Annotated in this window: 17 protein-coding genes and 1 riboswitch; of the genes, 11 read left to right on the top strand and 6 right to left on the bottom strand. The window is 67.7% G+C overall.

Features of this window, described 5'->3' with window-relative positions:
* Positions 1 to 292 precede the first annotated feature (292 nt).
* The 4 genes from M0765_RS18820 (at position 293) to arsC (ending at position 3,411) form a co-directional block, all read left to right on the top strand.
* Positions 293 to 1,384, top strand: coding sequence for a DNA glycosylase AlkZ-like family protein (locus M0765_RS18820; RefSeq protein ID WP_258505342.1), 1,092 nt, complete (start codon positions 293 to 295; stop codon positions 1,382 to 1,384).
* A 117-nt stretch (positions 1,385 to 1,501) separates the two neighbouring features.
* Positions 1,502 to 1,675, top strand: a riboswitch (FMN riboswitch).
* 108 nt (positions 1,676 to 1,783) lie between these two features.
* Positions 1,784 to 2,299, top strand: coding sequence for a 6,7-dimethyl-8-ribityllumazine synthase (locus M0765_RS18815; protein WP_258505341.1), 516 nt, complete (start codon positions 1,784 to 1,786; stop codon positions 2,297 to 2,299).
* A gap of 32 nt (positions 2,300 to 2,331) precedes the next feature.
* Positions 2,332 to 3,018 (top strand): glutathione S-transferase family protein, encoded by a 687-nt coding sequence (locus M0765_RS18810; RefSeq protein ID WP_258505340.1) that lies wholly within the window; start codon positions 2,332 to 2,334, stop codon positions 3,016 to 3,018.
* 9 nt (positions 3,019 to 3,027) lie between these two features.
* The gene (gene arsC, locus M0765_RS18805; protein ID WP_258505339.1) at positions 3,028 to 3,411 is read left to right on the top strand and encodes an arsenate reductase (glutaredoxin); all 384 of its coding nucleotides are present in this window, start codon (positions 3,028 to 3,030) and stop codon (positions 3,409 to 3,411) included.
* A 17-nt stretch (positions 3,412 to 3,428) separates the two neighbouring features.
* Here the strand turns inward: arsC and M0765_RS18800 are convergent, their stop codons facing one another.
* Both M0765_RS18800 and M0765_RS18795 read right to left on the bottom strand, forming a co-directional pair.
* On the bottom strand, positions 3,429 to 4,181 hold the full coding sequence (locus M0765_RS18800; protein WP_258505338.1) for a sulfite exporter TauE/SafE family protein: 753 nt from the start codon (positions 4,179 to 4,181) through the stop codon (positions 3,429 to 3,431).
* Positions 4,182 to 4,235: 54 nt separating this feature from the next.
* Positions 4,236 to 5,489 (bottom strand): MFS transporter, encoded by a 1,254-nt coding sequence (locus tag M0765_RS18795; RefSeq protein WP_258505337.1) that lies wholly within the window; start codon positions 5,487 to 5,489, stop codon positions 4,236 to 4,238.
* An 88-nt stretch (positions 5,490 to 5,577) separates the two neighbouring features.
* Here M0765_RS18795 and M0765_RS18790 point away from each other — a divergent pair, with 88 nt between their 5' ends.
* The 6 genes from M0765_RS18790 (at position 5,578) to M0765_RS18765 (ending at position 11,521) form a co-directional block, all read left to right on the top strand.
* Complete coding sequence (locus tag M0765_RS18790) at positions 5,578 to 6,474, top strand: AraC family transcriptional regulator (RefSeq protein ID WP_258505336.1); 897 nt, start codon at positions 5,578 to 5,580, stop codon at positions 6,472 to 6,474.
* An 84-nt stretch (positions 6,475 to 6,558) separates the two neighbouring features.
* The gene (locus M0765_RS18785; RefSeq protein ID WP_258505335.1) at positions 6,559 to 7,275 is read left to right on the top strand and encodes a phosphatase PAP2 family protein; all 717 of its coding nucleotides are present in this window, start codon (positions 6,559 to 6,561) and stop codon (positions 7,273 to 7,275) included.
* A 94-nt stretch (positions 7,276 to 7,369) separates the two neighbouring features.
* Positions 7,370 to 7,612, top strand: a complete 243-nt coding sequence (locus M0765_RS18780) for an acyl carrier protein (protein WP_126748885.1) — start codon at positions 7,370 to 7,372, stop codon at positions 7,610 to 7,612.
* Positions 7,609 to 8,817: a beta-ketoacyl-[acyl-carrier-protein] synthase family protein gene (locus M0765_RS18775; RefSeq protein ID WP_258505334.1), complete on the top strand. Its 1,209-nt coding sequence runs from the start codon at positions 7,609 to 7,611 to the stop codon at positions 8,815 to 8,817. Before M0765_RS18780 ends, M0765_RS18775 begins: the two co-directional genes overlap by 4 nt.
* A gap of 67 nt (positions 8,818 to 8,884) precedes the next feature.
* Positions 8,885 to 10,618, top strand: a complete 1,734-nt coding sequence (locus M0765_RS18770) for a SulP family inorganic anion transporter (RefSeq protein ID WP_258505333.1) — start codon at positions 8,885 to 8,887, stop codon at positions 10,616 to 10,618.
* A gap of 18 nt (positions 10,619 to 10,636) precedes the next feature.
* Entirely contained in the window at positions 10,637 to 11,521 is an 885-nt protein-coding gene (locus M0765_RS18765; RefSeq protein WP_258505332.1) for a LysR family transcriptional regulator, read from the top strand.
* A 6-nt stretch (positions 11,522 to 11,527) separates the two neighbouring features.
* On the opposite strand, the gene M0765_RS18760 is transcribed toward M0765_RS18765, so the two are convergent.
* Complete coding sequence (locus M0765_RS18760; RefSeq protein WP_258505331.1) at positions 11,528 to 12,097, bottom strand: DUF3299 domain-containing protein; 570 nt, start codon at positions 12,095 to 12,097, stop codon at positions 11,528 to 11,530.
* A gap of 114 nt (positions 12,098 to 12,211) precedes the next feature.
* Here M0765_RS18760 and M0765_RS18755 point away from each other — a divergent pair, with 114 nt between their 5' ends.
* Positions 12,212 to 12,742 carry a hypothetical protein gene (locus tag M0765_RS18755; protein ID WP_258505330.1) on the top strand — a complete coding sequence of 177 codons (531 nt, stop codon included), beginning with the start codon at positions 12,212 to 12,214 and terminating at the stop codon, positions 12,740 to 12,742.
* Here the strand turns inward: M0765_RS18755 and arfB are convergent.
* From arfB to M0765_RS18740, 3 genes are read right to left on the bottom strand one after another with little or no spacing between them, the layout of a single operon-like run.
* Entirely contained in the window at positions 12,711 to 13,118 is a 408-nt protein-coding gene (arfB, locus tag M0765_RS18750) for an alternative ribosome rescue aminoacyl-tRNA hydrolase ArfB (protein WP_258505329.1), read from the bottom strand. The genes M0765_RS18755 and arfB overlap by 32 nt on opposite strands.
* Before the next feature lie 16 nt (positions 13,119 to 13,134).
* Positions 13,135 to 14,319: an acetyl-CoA C-acyltransferase family protein gene (locus M0765_RS18745; RefSeq protein ID WP_258505328.1), complete on the bottom strand. Its 1,185-nt coding sequence runs from the start codon at positions 14,317 to 14,319 to the stop codon at positions 13,135 to 13,137.
* Between the two features lie 43 nt (positions 14,320 to 14,362).
* Positions 14,363 to 15,046, bottom strand: a complete 684-nt coding sequence (locus tag M0765_RS18740; protein WP_258505327.1) for a TetR/AcrR family transcriptional regulator — start codon at positions 15,044 to 15,046, stop codon at positions 14,363 to 14,365.
* Positions 15,047 to 15,097: the final 51 nt, after the last annotated feature.

Here is a 15,097-nt window from a genome sequence, read left to right as displayed (position 1 = left end):
TGCAAAGGCCACCGGGTACTCCCCCTCCGCGAATGTCCCCGGGGCTGCGCCCCTCCTCCTTTATTTCGCTGCGTGGAGCACCCGATGCCCTGTGCACTGGGGCACGCCACTGGTGTACGGCTGATCAACCAGTGCTCTGAACTCGCACCCGCTGGCGGGGTGCCTTGCGCAGCGAAATAAAGGAGGAGGCCGCAGGCCGGGGGACATTCGCGGAGTAAGGTACCCCGACGGCGGGGGCGCGCCCCGAAGCAGCAGCGCTACGAAAAACAGCCACTTGTGCTGCAATTCGCCCATGGCTACCCCGACCCTCGACGACCTGCGTCGCTATGCAATTGCCCGCACGCTCTTCAAGCCCACCACCCTCCCCGGCGCGATCCGCCAGCTCGGCTTTGTTCAGGCAGACCCGATCCGAGCCCCTGCACGCGCGCAAGACCTGACGCTGCGCCACCGCGTAAAAGACTACCGCGCGGGCGATCTTGAAAGCCGCTACACGCGCCTGGCCATCGAGGAAGACTGCCTCGTCAACTACGGTTTTCTTCCGCGCGAGCACTTGGCGCTGATGCATCCGCGCGAACCCAGGCAGCCATGGGACGCGGATACCCGCCGCAAGGCAGCCGATGTGCTGGCCTTCGTGCGCGAGCGCGGGCCGGTGCATCCGCGTGAAGTCGAACAGCACTTTGCACATGGCAGCGTCAAGAACTACTGGGGCGGCTCCAGCAATGCGACGACGCGGCTGCTGGACGGGCTGCACTATCGCGGCATGCTGCGCGTGGTGCGGCGCGACAGCGGCACGCGTGTTTACGAAGCCGTCACGCATGCGCCCGCCGACGAAAGCCCCGCCGGCCGTGCCCAACGCGCCGCCGCCCTCATCGACCTGGTGGTGCGCAAATACGCACCGCTGCCGGCTGCGAGCCTGACGTATCTCGTGCGGCTGCTCGACTACGGCGCCCCGCATCTGTCGGCGCAGACGCAGGCGGCGCTGCGCCTTGCGCGTGAAGAGCTTGCAAGCTGCCGCATCGACGGCACCATCTGGTACTGGCCGGCCGGCGAGAACCCGGCCTCGCGCCGCCACGCGTCTGATGATGAAGTGCGCCTGCTCGCACCGTTCGACCCCGTGGTGTGGGACCGCCGCCGCTTCGAGCTGCTGTGGGGTTGGACATACAAGTTCGAGGCCTACACGCCGGCGCCCCAGCGGCGATTCGGCTACTACGCACTGCCGCTGCTTTGGCACGACCGAGTCATAGGTTGGGCCAACGTCACTGCACCCGAAGGCCGGCTGCAGCCTTCGTTCGGCTATGTCGGCCGCAAGCCGCGCGATGCGGCCTTCAGTGCGGCGCTAGACGACGAACTGCAGCGCATGACGCAGTTCCTCGCCAGGCGCTGAGCGCCGTCGCACCCACGCAAAGAAAATCCCCGCGTCGCGGAAGGTCTGGCGCACCGGCGACAACCCACGCCGCCGCTCGCTCCTAGAATCGCGCCGTCGCCCGGCATGCCGGACGGCAAGCGTTCTCAGGGCGGGGTGAAACTCCCCACCGGCGGTAATGGCGGCTTCTTCGAGAGATGGGCCGCACGAGCCCGCGAGCGCCCGCGGCCTGCAACAAACAGGCTGCGGGGTCAGCAGATTTCGGTGCAATTCCGAAGCCGACGGTCACAGTCCGGATGAAAGAGAGCGCGAAAATGCGGGCTGGTCCGCGCGCTTTGCCGTCTCCGGTGCAATGGCGCGTGGTCTGGCGTGCGGTTTCGTGCGCCCTGATTCAGGAAACCTGCTTTCAAGAGGCACACCATGAGTCAGATCAACGACCTTCCCCTTTCCGCCATCAACGCGTCGGGCAATCCGCGCGGCGAGCGCATCGCTTTTGTCGAGGCGCAGTGGCATTCCGACATCGTCCACCAGGCGCGGGACGCCTTTCTTGCCGAAATGGAACGGCTCGGCGTGGCGCGCGACCTCATCGACGTGTTCGATGTACCCGGCGCCTTCGAGATTCCGCTGCACGCCAAACGGCTTGCCAACTCGGGCAAGTACGCCGCCATCGTGGGTTGCGCGCTGGTGGTGGACGGCGGCATCTACCGCCACGAGTTCGTGGCCAGCACCGTGGTCAGCACGCTGATGTCGCTGCAGCTCGAAACCGACGTGCCGATTTTCTCGGCCGTGCTCACGCCGCACCATTTCCATGAGCATGTGGAGCATCGCAAGTACTTCCACCGCCACTTTGCCGTCAAGGGCACCGAAGTGGCCGAGGCTTGCGTGAAGACGCTCGAAGGCCTGAAGAAGGTCGACGCGCTGCTGGCCACCGCGTGACAAGCGGCAGGCTGCTGCAGTAATCTGGGCGGATGACTTTTTCATCCGCTCCTTCGAACGACCGCTACACCCTCTACGGTGCGCCCGGTTCCGGCGCCACGCCCGTTCATGCGGCGTTGACGCTGATCGGTGCGCAGGTCGACACCGTCGGCGTCTCTCCGTGGGAGGGCGAATCCGAGCGCGAGCGCGTGTCGGGCATCAACCCGATGCGCCAGGTGCCCGCACTCGTGCTGCCTTCGGGCGAGGTAATGACCGAGAGCGCGGCCATCCTGATCTGGCTTGGCGATCGTTATCCGGAGGCGGGGCTTTGCCCCGCGCCCAACGATCCGCTGCGCGCGCGCTATCTGCGCTGGATGGTCTACCTGCCGGCGGCCATCTATTCGCTGTACTGGGTGCGCGACGATCCGGCGCGGCTCACGCCCGACCCTGCAGCCCAGCCTGCGATGCTCGAACGTTCGGCCGAGCGCATTGCGCACTGCTGGCACCTCATGGACACGCAGATCGACGAACCCGCGCCCTACCTGCTCGGCGAGAAGATCAGCATGCTCGACCTCTACGTGACCGTGCTGTCGCGCTGGACGCCGCATCGAAAGCGCTTCTACCGCGTGGCGCCGCGCATGGCCCAGGTGGTGCGGCGCGTGGACGCCGATCCCCGGCTGGGCGATTTCTGGGCGGAGCGCTTTCCTTTTTCGCTGGACCCGCAGGTGCAGAAAGACTGACGACGACGTATGACCGCACGCACCCCGACCACTGCGTATCCGATGACCATCTTCCACAAGCCCAACTGCAGCACGTCGCGCAACGTGCTGGGCTTGATCCGCGAGAGCGGCGTGGAACCCGAGATCGTTCTCTACCTGGAAACACCGCCATCGAAGAGGAAGCTGCGCGATTTGGCAAAAGCCATGGGCATGGGCGCGCGCGACCTGTTGCGCACGAAGGAAGCGCCTTATGAAGAGCTGAAGCTGGCCGACCCGAAATGGACAGACGACCAGTTGTTCGACTTCATCGTCGCCCACCCCATCTTGCTGCAGCGGCCCATCGTGGTCTCTCCGCGCGGCACGCTGATGTGCCGGCCATGGGCGCGCGTGCGCGAGATTTTGCCCACCGCGTAGAGGCGAAACCCGGCGGCTCAGCCGCGCTGCAACAGTGCAGGCACGCCCGAAGCCAGCATCGCCACGCCAGAGGCTGTCAGCAGCCCCAGCACCAGTTTGCGGAACGCCGCCTCGCTGATGCCGATGTAGAGCCGCGCGCCCAAGAGCACCGGCACCGCGACGGCGAGCGCCACCACGCCCAGCAGCGGCACCATCGAACGGCCGATGCTGCCGGTCGCCAGGTGGATTGCAAACGCCACCAGCAGCATCGAGAGATTGAAGTTCTGGATCACCGCGCGCTGCGTGTCGCGCTGGAAGCCGCGCAAGGTGCACCAGAGCGTGGGAATGGTGCCCGAGAAGCCGCCGATGCCCGCCATGGCGCCGCCGATGGTTCCCGCGATGCCGTCGGCGATTCGTCCGCCGAAGGTCACCTTTGGCAGGTGCTGCGACATCAGCATGGCAGGACACCACAGCACCAGCAGCACGCCGAGGCAAACCCTGAAGAGCACCAGATCGAGGTGCGGCAGCAGCCACACGCCGAAAGGCACGCCGACCAGCCCGCCGAGCACGAAGGGCCACAGCACATGCCTGTCGAAAGCGCGGCGCACCGTGACCGCCGCAATCACCTGGCCGGTGAGCGCGCCGAACAGCGAAAGCACGGCGGCCAGTTGCGGCTCCAGGGTCCAGGCCCAGACCGACATGGCCACCAGGCCGAACGCAAAACCGGACAGGCCCTGCACAAAGCCCGCCAGCACGGCGCCGGCGATCACATACACATACAAGGCCTGCATGCGGCCGATGATATCGACCGCATGCTTACCGCCATGTTGGCGGCGCCCGACGCGTCAGGCCGAGGCCGGCACCAGTGCCGTGCGGCGCACCTTCGTCACATTGAAGGCACTGGCAATCAGCACGCCCTGCACCAGCGCCAGGCCGACGATCACGCTCGTGTACTGGGCATGGTCCATGAGCCGCCCGAACACCAGCGGCGCCAGCGCCTGGCCGATATCGAGGCCCGCATACACCACGCCGTAGACGCGCCCCGTGGCGTTGGGCGGCGTCGATCGCTTGACCAGCAGGTCGCGCGAAGGCCCGGCCACGCCGGACACGAAACCCATCACGCCGAACAGCACCGGCACCAGCACCGGCGGAAACTGCGCAAAGGCCAGCACCAGCGCCACGGCCGCCGCAATGCCGAAGCCCGTTCCCACGATGCGCTCGCAGCGCGACGGATCGGAAGCGAGAAAGCCGCCCGCCACCATGCCGGCCGCGCTGGCCACCATGTACACCGTCAGGCAAACCGCCACCAGCGCCACCGGCACCGCGTGCAGATGGCCCGCGGCCACCGGCGCGAAGGTCTGCACCACGCTGATCACGACGGCATACAAAAAGAAGAAGCCGAAGCACATCCACACGGCCGGAATGCGCAGAAAGTCGAACTCGCCGCCGATGGGCGCGGGCTCGCCGTGGCCGGTGGCTTTTTGCACCGCCTTCACATCGAGCGACAGCACGCTGCGGTAAACCCAGAGCACCAGCAGCACCACGATGGCCAGCGCACCTGCCGATGCCAGCGCCACGCGCCAAGAAAAGGCGATGGCAATCGGCACCACGAAAGCCGGTGCCAGCGCCCAGCCCAAGCTGCCGGTGATACCGTGCACGCTATACGCATGGCCGAGCCGCGTCGGCGCGACCTTGCGGTTGAAGAGCGTGTAGTCGACCGGGTGGAACACGCCGTTGCCGATGCCGCCCACGATCGCGCAGGCCAGCAGCATCCAGTAGCTCTGGGCCATGGCATAGCCGAAAGCCGCCAGCGCCAGCGCCCCAAGCCCCACGAAGAGCACCGGCCGCGGACCGAGCTTGTCGACGATGAAGCCCGAGGCCGCCTGCACGACGCACGAAACCACGAAGAACACCGTCAGCACCGCGCCAAGCTCGGTGTAGCTCACGTTGAACGCGTCCTTCAGCCAGGGGAACAGCGGCGCCAGGATCAGCTGGCTGAAGTGGCTGATGGCATGGGCTAGGCCGACGAGGCCGATCAGCTGGGCATCGCTGCGCAGGCTGGTGGAAGGGGTGGCTGTCGGGGAGGAAGTTGAAGACATGGATTGCTACAAAAAACCGGGCAGGCACCGATGCTATGCCCGCAGGTCGCGGCAGAATGGCGATACAGCGACAACATTTGTCGAAACCATGCCAAGCGCCGTTTCCACCTCTTTTTCAACCGATTCCACAAGCCCGCGCGCCGCCAAGCCACGCGGCCCGAACGTGGCACCGGTCACCAGCGTCGCCTCGCTCACGCCGCACCTCTACGCACCCGACGCGGTGCGTCCGCTGCGCGCCAAGGAACATTTCCTGAGCGCAGACACCTTCGTCGAACTGCATCAGCACCCCTGGCCGCAGCTCACCTTCTCGACCCGCGGCGTGATCCGGCTCAGCACGCAGGACGGCAGCTACATCGTGCCGCCCTCTCGCGCAGTCTGGGTGCCGGCCAACATGCCGCACAGCATCATGCTGATCGAAGATGCCGAGCTGCGCACCGTTTATCTGCATGCTTGGCTCGGCCCGCCGTGGGAAAAGTGCGAGGTGCTCGAAATCAGTCCCTTGCTGCGCGCGCTGATGCTCGCGCTCGACACCACGCCCGATGGCCTGCCGCCCGCCGATCCGCATGCACCGCAGCGCGAACGCATGATCGCCCCGCTGCTGGTCGACGAACTGGAACGTGCCACCCAGATACGCATCGACGTGCCGCTGCCCACCGACAAGCGGCTGCGCCAGCTCTGCGAAGCGCTGCTGCGCAACCCCGCCGACCGGGCCACGCTGGCCGAGCGCGCCGCCGCCATCGGCGCGAGCGAGCGCACCGTAGCGCGGCTCTTTCGCGACCAGCTCGGCATGAGCTGGCAGCAATGGCGGCAGCAGGCCGTGATGGCGCATGCGCTGCCGCTGCTGGCGCGCGGCATGGCCGTGAGCCAGGTGGCCGCGGCCAGCGGCTATGCGACCGACAGCGCGTTCTGCGCCATGTTCAAGGCAGCGACGGGGCGCTCGCCAACCTCGTTCCAGCACCGGAAGCGATCGGCCGCGCTCGCCTGAGCGCTTGGAATCACGCAAAGCCGTCATGGCGCTCTGGCAAGATCGGCGGGCTCAAGAAACCACGGACCCCGACCGACCTGCCCCATGGCGCCCATTTCCCGATCGCACCGACCCCTGACCTGGACCGCAGACGTCGGCGAGCGCATCCGCTCCCTCTTCTGGCTCAAGGCGATCGGCACCACGGCCTTTACCTGGCTCTTCTTCATCGGCTATTTCCATCTGCTGCGCAACCCGGCGTACCCGGTCACGGTGATGCCGCTCACGGCGCTGGACCACCTGATACCGTTCCAGCCCTACACGCTGGGCGCCTACCTCTCGCTCTGGTTCTATGTCGGCATTGCGCCCGGACTGCAACTGGGCTTTCGGGAGCTGGTGGTCTACGGACTGTGGATCGGCGCGCTGTGCCTCACGGGCCTGGGCCTCTTCTACTTCTGGCCCACGCAAATACCGCCGCTCACCATCGACGTGTCGGGCTACCCGGGCTTTGCGATGCTGCAGGGTGTGGATGCCGCGGGCAACGCCTGCCCCTCGATGCACGTGGCCGTGGCCATCTTCACGGCCATACGCCTGGACCACGTGCTGCGCGAGGCGCGCACGCCAGTCTTTCTGCGTGTGGTCAACTGGATCTGGTTTGCCGCCATTGCCTACTCGACACTGGCCGTGAAGCAGCACGTGGTGCTCGACGCAGTGGCCGGCGCGCTGCTGGGAACGGCCTTTGCGCTCCCCTCCCTGCGATGGCGGCCGGCCTACCGGAACCGGCCGACTACTTTGGTGGGAGCGGATATCATTGGCCATCACTGACCCACACGCCGAGCGAGGAAGGGGTCGATCCCATGGAGCACCCTGAGGGGTGGCGATCGATCAGCGGCCGGCACACGACAACAGGCATCGCACGATGAGTTCGCTGAAGGAATTGCAGGACCTGATCCACGAGAAGTACGGTATCGAACCGTCGAAGCTCGATCCCAACGCATCGATGCGCGAAACCGGCGGACTCGACTCGCTCGCACTGGCCGAGTTCCTGTTTGCCATCGAAGACCACTTCGGCATCACCATGCCCGACGACGACGCGAACATCGACACGCTGGGCGAACTGGCGCTGCTCGTCGACAAGGTCAGGGCCGCGAAGGCAGCGTGAACCACGAGGTCTGCGTTACCGGCCTGGGCGTCATGGCGCCGCACGGCGGCGAGCCCGATGCGCTGTTCCAGGCGCTGCAGGATGGCCAGTCGGCCATTCGCCCGATCTTTCCCGACCTGCCCAAGCCGGCCGCCGCGGCCACCGTGGCTTTCGACGAAACACGCTGGTTCACCAAGCTGCAGCTCGCCGGCGTCGACCGCGTCAGCCAGCTCGCGGTAGCGGCCGCCGACCTCGCGCTGCAGGATGCGGGCTTCGACCGTGCAGACGCCGACCCGGAGCGCATCGGCGTCTACGCCGGCTGCGGCATGGGCGGCGCCGCGGCGCTCGAGGCGGCCTACCGCGGTGGCATGCGCGTGCCGCCGCTCACCATTCCGGCCTTCATGCCCAACGCTCCCGCGGCGCACGTGGCCATGCGCAACGGCGTGCAGGGGCCGGTGCTCACCTATTCGGTCGCCTGCGCCTCGTCGTCGGTGGCCATTGCCGAAGCCGCCAAGGCCATTCAACGCGGCGAAGTCGACCTGGCGATTGCCGGCGGCAGCGAGGCGCTCATCGTGCCGGGCGTCGTGCTGGCATGGCAGGCCATGCAGACGCTGGCCACCTTCCAGCCCGGCGAAGCAGCCGGCGCCGTACGCCCCTTCGCGGCCGACCGCAACGGGTTTGCGCTCGGCGAGGGCGCGGCGTTCGTCGTGCTCGAATCGGCCGAGCGCGCCCGCCGCCGCGGCGCCCGCAGCTACGCCACGCTCGCGGGCTGGGGCCTCAGCAGCGACGCGACGCACCTCACCAAGCCCGACGCCCCCGGGCAGGCCCGTGCATTGCGCGCCGCCCTGCGCCAAGCCGGCCTGCAGCCGCGCGACGTGGGCTACTGCAACGCCCACGGCACGGCCACGCGCATCGGCGACGTGGTCGAGCGCAATGCGCTCGCGGAGGTCTGGGGCGACGACCTCGAACATCTGCGCGTCAGCTCCACCAAGGCGCTGCACGGGCACATGCTCGGCGCCGCCGGTGCGGTCGAGGCCGTCATCACCGTGCTTGCGCTGCATCGTCGCCAGTTGCCGCCCAACGCGCACTGCAGCGCGATCGATCCCGCTTGCAGCCTGAACCTGGTCAAGCCCGGCGAAACCGCCGCGCCTGAACTCCAGGCCGCCATCAGCAACTCGTTCGCTTTCGGCGGGACCAACTCGGTGCTGCTCTTTCGCAGGGCCTAGCGCGACCGGCTGCAGCGCACGGCGCCGGGGGTAAGCTGACGCCGGAACAGAGTGCCCATCCTTATTCATGAATCCGGCAGCCTCCCCCTCTTCTTCCCTGCGCCAACGCCTCTCGCGCTGGGTTCCCTGCCTCGCCTGGCCGCGCCCCTCGGCTGCGCTGCTGCGCAACGAGGCCATGGCGGGCATTACCGTGGCGCTGATGGTCATTCCCCAAGGCGTGGCTTACGCCGCCCTGGCGGGCATGCCGCTGGTCACCGGTGTTTACGCGGCGCTCTTCCCGGCGCTTGTCGCGGTGATCTTCAGTTCATCGCAGCGGCTGTCGGTCGGGCCCACGGCGCTCACGAGCCTGCTGGTGGGCGCATCGCTTGCGCCGCTGGCGGTGCCCGGCAGTTCCGAATGGGTGGCGATGGCGGTGTGGCTCACATTGATTTCGGGTGCCATCCAGGTCGTGCTGGGCGCCGGGCGTTTCGGCTGGCTGCTGCGGCTGGTGAATTCGCCAGTGCTGATCGGCTTTACGCAAGGTGCCGCGGTGCTCATCGCCATTTCGCAATTGCCGGCGCTGCTGGGCTTCACCGGGCGCACCATTCCGCAGGTGCTGCAGGGCGGCCCGCCGCCCGACCTGGTGGCCGTTGCCTTCGGGCTCGGCAGCATTGCAGTGCTGTGGCTCGGCAAGCGCCTGGCGCCGCGCTTCCCCACCACCATGGCGCTGGTGGCTGGAGCCGCGGCCATCAGCTGGGCGCTCAACTACGCATTGCGTGGCGGCGCGGTGGTGGGCAGCCTGCCCTCGGGCCTGCCTTCGTTCTATTGGCCGGGAGTTCTGCCGCCAGCAACGCTCGGCGCACTCGTGCTGCCGGCGCTGATGATCACGCTGGTGAGCTTTCTCGAGACCGCATCGAGCGCCAAGGTCGACAACGCGCGCGCCGGCACGCTCTGGAACGAGAACCAGGATCTCATCGGCCAAGGCTTGGCCAAGCTGGCCTCGGGCTTCTCCGGCGCCTTTCCCACCAGCTCGTCGTTCTCGCGCTCGGCCATCACGCTGTATGCGGGCGCGCAGACCGGGTGGGCGACGCTGTTCAGCGTGGCGGTGGTGGCCGGCGCCTTGCTGTGGCTGATGCCGCTGCTCTATCACGTGCCGCAGGCGGTGTTGGCGGCGGTGGTGGTCACGGCCATTCTCGGGCTGGTCAAGCCGGCGAGCTTTGCCGCGCTCTGGCGCGTGTCGCGCATCGAGGCGGGCATTGCGTTCGGTACCTTCGTGCTGACGATTGCCACGGCGCCCAGCATCTATTGGGGCGTGCTGGGCGGGCTGCTCGCGAGCCTGGCTCACTACATGTACCGCCACCTGCATCCGCGCATCATCGAGGTGGGCCTGCACCCCGACGGCAGCCTGCGCGACCGCAATCTCTGGAAACTGCCGCCCCTGGCGCCGCATCTGTACGCGCTGCGCATGGATGCCGAGCTCGACTTCGCATCGGCCTCCACGCTCGAGCGCGCGCTCACGGTCGCGCTGGCCGAGCGGCCTGACCTGACGGACGTGTGCCTCTTCGCCCAGCCCATCAATCGCATAGACATTACGGGGGCCGAAGTGTTCGGCTCCATCCGGCGAATGATGGAAGCCAAGGGCGTCCGGCTGCATCTGAGCGGGCTGAAGCTGCCCGCGATGCAGGTGCTGGAGCGTGCCGGACTGCTCGCGCCCGGGCCGATGCTCTTCAGCTACCGCACCGATTCAGAGGCACTGGCGGCGCTGACGCAGGCCGCCGAAGCTGTGCCTCCCGCGCCGGTACAGGGCGAAGCCGTCGCCTGACAGGCGGCACTTCTTGCAATGAAGACCACCATCGAAGAACTGGTCGCGTTTCGCGCCGTGGTGGACACCGGCTCCATCACCGCGGCCGCAGAACAGCTCTCGCAGACGGTGTCGGGCATCAGCCGCGCGCTGAGCCGGCTCGAGCAGAAGCTGGAAACCACGCTGCTGCGGCGAACCACGCGGCGGCTCGAACTCACGGAAGAAGGCGCCGCCTTCCTGCTGCGCACGCGCGCCATCCTCGACGCCATCGACGAAGCCGAAGAGCAGCTTGCCGCGCGCCGCCAGCAACCCGCCGGACGCTTGCGGGTGAACGCGGCCTCGCCTTTCATGCTGCACGCCATCGTGCCGCTGGTGCCGGAGTTCCGGCGGCTGTTTCCGCAGATCAGCCTGGAGCTCGACACCGACGACCTGCCCATCGACCTGCTGGAGCGCCGCACCGACATTGCGATCCGCATCGGGCCGCTACGCGACTCCACGCTGCACGCCCGCCCGCTCGGCACGCACAGGCTGCGCGTGCTCGCAAGCCCGGCCTACCTGGAGGCGCACGGAAAGCCGCGCAAGGTGGCAGACCTGGGCGGCCACGCACTGCTGGGTTTTACGCAGCCCGAATCGCTCAACCGCTGGCCGCTGCGCAGCGTGCATGGCGACGAGTGGACCATCACGCCCACGCTCGCCGCATCGAGCGGTGAAACGCTGCGGCAGTTGGCCCTGGCGGGCACGGGCATCGTCTGCCTGTCGGACTTCATGACCGGCGCCGACCGCGCGAGCGGCGCACTGGTGCAGGTGCTGACCAAGGAAACGGTCGACGTGCGCCAACCGGTCAATGCGGTGTACTACCGCAACACGCAGCTGTCGGCGCGGATCACTTCGTTCCTGGATTTTCTTTCGCAGCGCATGGGCTGACGAGGCTCAGCGCGCCGCGACAAAGGGCTCGACCGAGGCCGACTTGATCTCGTAGCCGCTCACGCCCATGTCCGCCGAGGAATAACGCGCCGCCTTCAGCAGCCCGCTGACGCGCACTGTGTCCATCGCATGCAGGCCCTTCACCGTATCGGACGCGATCACGTGCACGATCTGGTTGGCGGGCGGCGGCGGGGTGTGGATGCAGGCACCGAAATACGGCACCAGCAAGAACTCGCGAATACCGCCCTGCGTGTTGTCCAGCGGCACCACAAAGCCCGAGAGCCGCGCGGCGGTGCCGTCGAGCGCCACGTTGACCGGCGCGTTGTCCCAGACGGCGCGCATCTCGTCGAGCATCTGCACCGCGCGCGGATCGTTGTCGCGCAGCGATTCCAGGCTGATGTTGCGGTAGCGCCTGGTCGGGTCCCAGTCCTTGGGAACGAGCTCTTCCCACTTGAGCTCCTGCACCGCGCCGATTGCAGCCGGGCTGCCGTCGGAGGCCGGCCCGCACCCCGTCAGGGCCAGTGCGCCCAGGGCAAGCAGCAAAGCCGGCAAGGCGCGGCAAAAGAGGGCTCTCATGGCGCCTATTGTGCTTGCGGCTCGTGTCCGCCAGCTTAGCGGGGCCTTAATGATGGAGACAAATTGCCCATGCCCGGACAGAATCGCCCCACCACGACTCCGAGGAGATCCGGCATGGCAGCGACAGGATGGCTGGGACTCACGTCCCTTGGCATTGTTCATACCGCGATCAGCCTGATCGCCGTGATCGCGGGGCTGATCGCCCTGTTCCGCTACAAGGAAATCACCCTGCGCACCGGCTGGGGCCGGATCTTCGTGTGGACCACCGTGCTGACTTGCCTGACGGGCTTCGGCATCTTCCAGCACGGCGGCTTCGGCAAGCCGCACGCACTGGGCATTCTCACGCTCGCGGCGCTCGCCGTAGGGGCGGCCGCTGGGCGCGGCGCCTTCTTCGGCCAGGCGTCTCGCTACATCGAAGCCGCGGCGTTTTCGGCAAGCTTCATGTTCCACTGGATTCCGGCTTTTACCGAAACCCTGACGCGCCTGCCGCTGGACGCCCCGCTGTTGCCGAACGCCGATGCGCCTGAGCTCAAGGCGATCACCGCGGTGCTCGGCGCGCTGTACCTGATTGGCGTGACGCTGCAGGTCAAGCGGCTGCGCGGCAGCAAGCCGGTCAGTCCCGCACCGGCCCGCGCAGGTTCTTGATCTGCGAGCGCTGGCTCTTGCCTTCGAGCCGGCGCTGCTTCGAGCCGTAGGTGGGCTTGGTGGGGCGCCGCACGCGCGGCGGCGTGGCCACGCTATCGACCACGGCCTGCAGGCGCGCCAGAGCGTCGGCGCGGTTCATCTCCTGTGTGCGGTGCTGCTGCGCCTTCAGCACGAAAACGCCCTCCTGCGTGATGCGGCTGTCGCGCAGCGCGAGCAGCCTCTCCTTCGCGTCGGCGGGCAGCGAACTCGCGTGGATGTCGTAGCGCAGGTGCACCGCGCTCGACACCTTGTTGACGTTCTGCCCACCCGCGCCCTGCGCCCGGATGGCGCTGATCTCGACCTCGTCGGGGTCGATCAGGATGGGTGGGCGGAGCATGCCCGCAAGTGTGCCTTCAAACCCGTTCGAATATGGCCGCGATGCCTTGGCCGCCGCCGATGCACATCGTCACCAGCGCGTAGCGGCCGCCCGTGCGGTGCAGCTCGGCAATCGCCTTGGTGGTGATGATCGCGCCGGTCGCGCCCACCGGATGCCCGAGCGAAATGCCCGAGCCGTTGGGGTTGACCTTGGCCGGGTCGAAGCCCAGCTCCTTGATGACCGCGCAGGCCTGCGCCGCGAAGGCTTCGTTCGACTCGATCACCTCGAAGTCGGCCACCTTCAGACCCGTGCGCTCCAGCACCTTGCGCGTGGCGGGCACCGGACCGATTCCCATGTAGGCGGGCTCCACGCCGGCGTGCGCGTAGCCGACCAGGCGCGCCAGCGGCTTAAGGCCCAGCGCCTTCACGCGGCCGCCCTCGGCCAGCACCACGGCGGCGGCGCCGTCGTTGATGCCCGAGGCATTGCCGGCGGTCACGAGGCCGTCCTTCTTGAAGGCGGGCTTCATCTTCGAGAGCGTGTCGATGCTGGTGTCGGCACGCACGTGCTCGTCGGTGTCGAACAGCACGACGCCCTTACGCGTCTTGACCTCCACCGGAACGATCTGCTCCTTGAAGCGGCCCGCGGCAATGGCGGCGGCGGCACGCTGCTGGCTGGCCACGGCCAGCTCGTCCATCTGCTCGCGCGTGATGCCGTAGCGCGCCGCCACGTTCTCGGCGGTAATGCCCATGTGGATCTTCTCCCACGGGTCATGCAGGATGCCGAGCATGTAGTCGACCAGCACCGCGTCGCCCATGCGCGCGCCGTAACGGGCCGAGGTGTCGAAGTACGGGCCGCGGCTCATCGACTCCGAGCCGCCGCCGATGGCGATGTCGCAGTCGCCCAGCGCAATGGCCTGCGCCGCCGACACGATGGCCTGCAGGCCCGAGCCGCAGAGGCGGTTGACGTTGAAGGCCGGCGTCTCGATGGGGCAGCCCGCGTCGATGGCCGCCACGCGGCTCAGGTAGGCGTCCTTCACGTCGGTGGGAATCACGTTGCCCATCACCACGTGGCCGATGGCATCGGCCGCGACGCCGCTGCGCTCGATGGCCGCCTTGACGGCGGTGGTGGCCAGCTGGGTGTTGGGCACATCCTTCAGCGAGCCGCCGAAGGTGCCGATGGCGGTGCGGGCGGTGCCGACCACGAAGATGTCGCGTTGGGTCATGGGATGGGTCTCCTGGATTGGAAAAGATCGTTTGGGCGGGCGCTCACCGGACCTTTACCGCGGCGGGCTTTCGGCGCGCGCCGGCGGCCGGGCGATGCAGTACGCCATTCAACAGCAGTTCGATGCCCTGGTCGGCAATCTGGTCGGGCGTGAGGTCGCCGTCGGGGCGGTACCAACGGCCGATCCAGCTGAGCGCGCCGGCCAGCATGAAGGCCGCCATCTTCGGATCGCAGGGCGCGAGCGAGCCCTCGGCCACGCCTTCCGCGATGAGCCGGCGAAACTGCCCGTCGATACCGGCCTTGAGGCCGCGCAGCTCCTTTTTCAGCGGATCTGGCAGCGGGTCTTCGCCGATGCGGATCACGCACATGCCGAAGTCCTGCGTCACCACGCTCGAGTAGATGCGCATGCAGGCCTTGAGCTGGTCGATGGCGCTGCCGCCTGCGGCGCGCACCTCGTCGATGCCGGCCTGCATGAGATCGAGCGCAATCTTCACGCACTCCAGCAGGATCTGGTCCTTGCTCTCGACGTAGTAGTAGACGGTGGGCTTGCTGACGTTGAGCCGCTCGGCAATGTCGTCGAGCGAGGTGGCATGGAAGCCGCGTTCGTTGAAGAGCTGTGCGGCCGTCTGCAGCACGGCGTTGCGTTTGAGCTCGCGCTGCTGCGCGCGCTTGTCCGCGGGCTCCCAGGGAGAAGCCGTGGAGGATGCGATGAGGGCTGGGCGGGGCATGGGGGTTTGTGCGGGCGGGGAAAGTCCTGATGCCGCGCGATGCGGCGAACT

Origin of the sequence: Variovorax sp. S12S4, from assembly GCF_023195515.1 — a bacterium.
GTDB lineage: Bacteria > Pseudomonadota > Gammaproteobacteria > Burkholderiales > Burkholderiaceae_C > Variovorax.
Note: the sequence above shows the minus strand (reverse complement) of the source record. Positions and strands in the feature narration are given on the sequence as shown.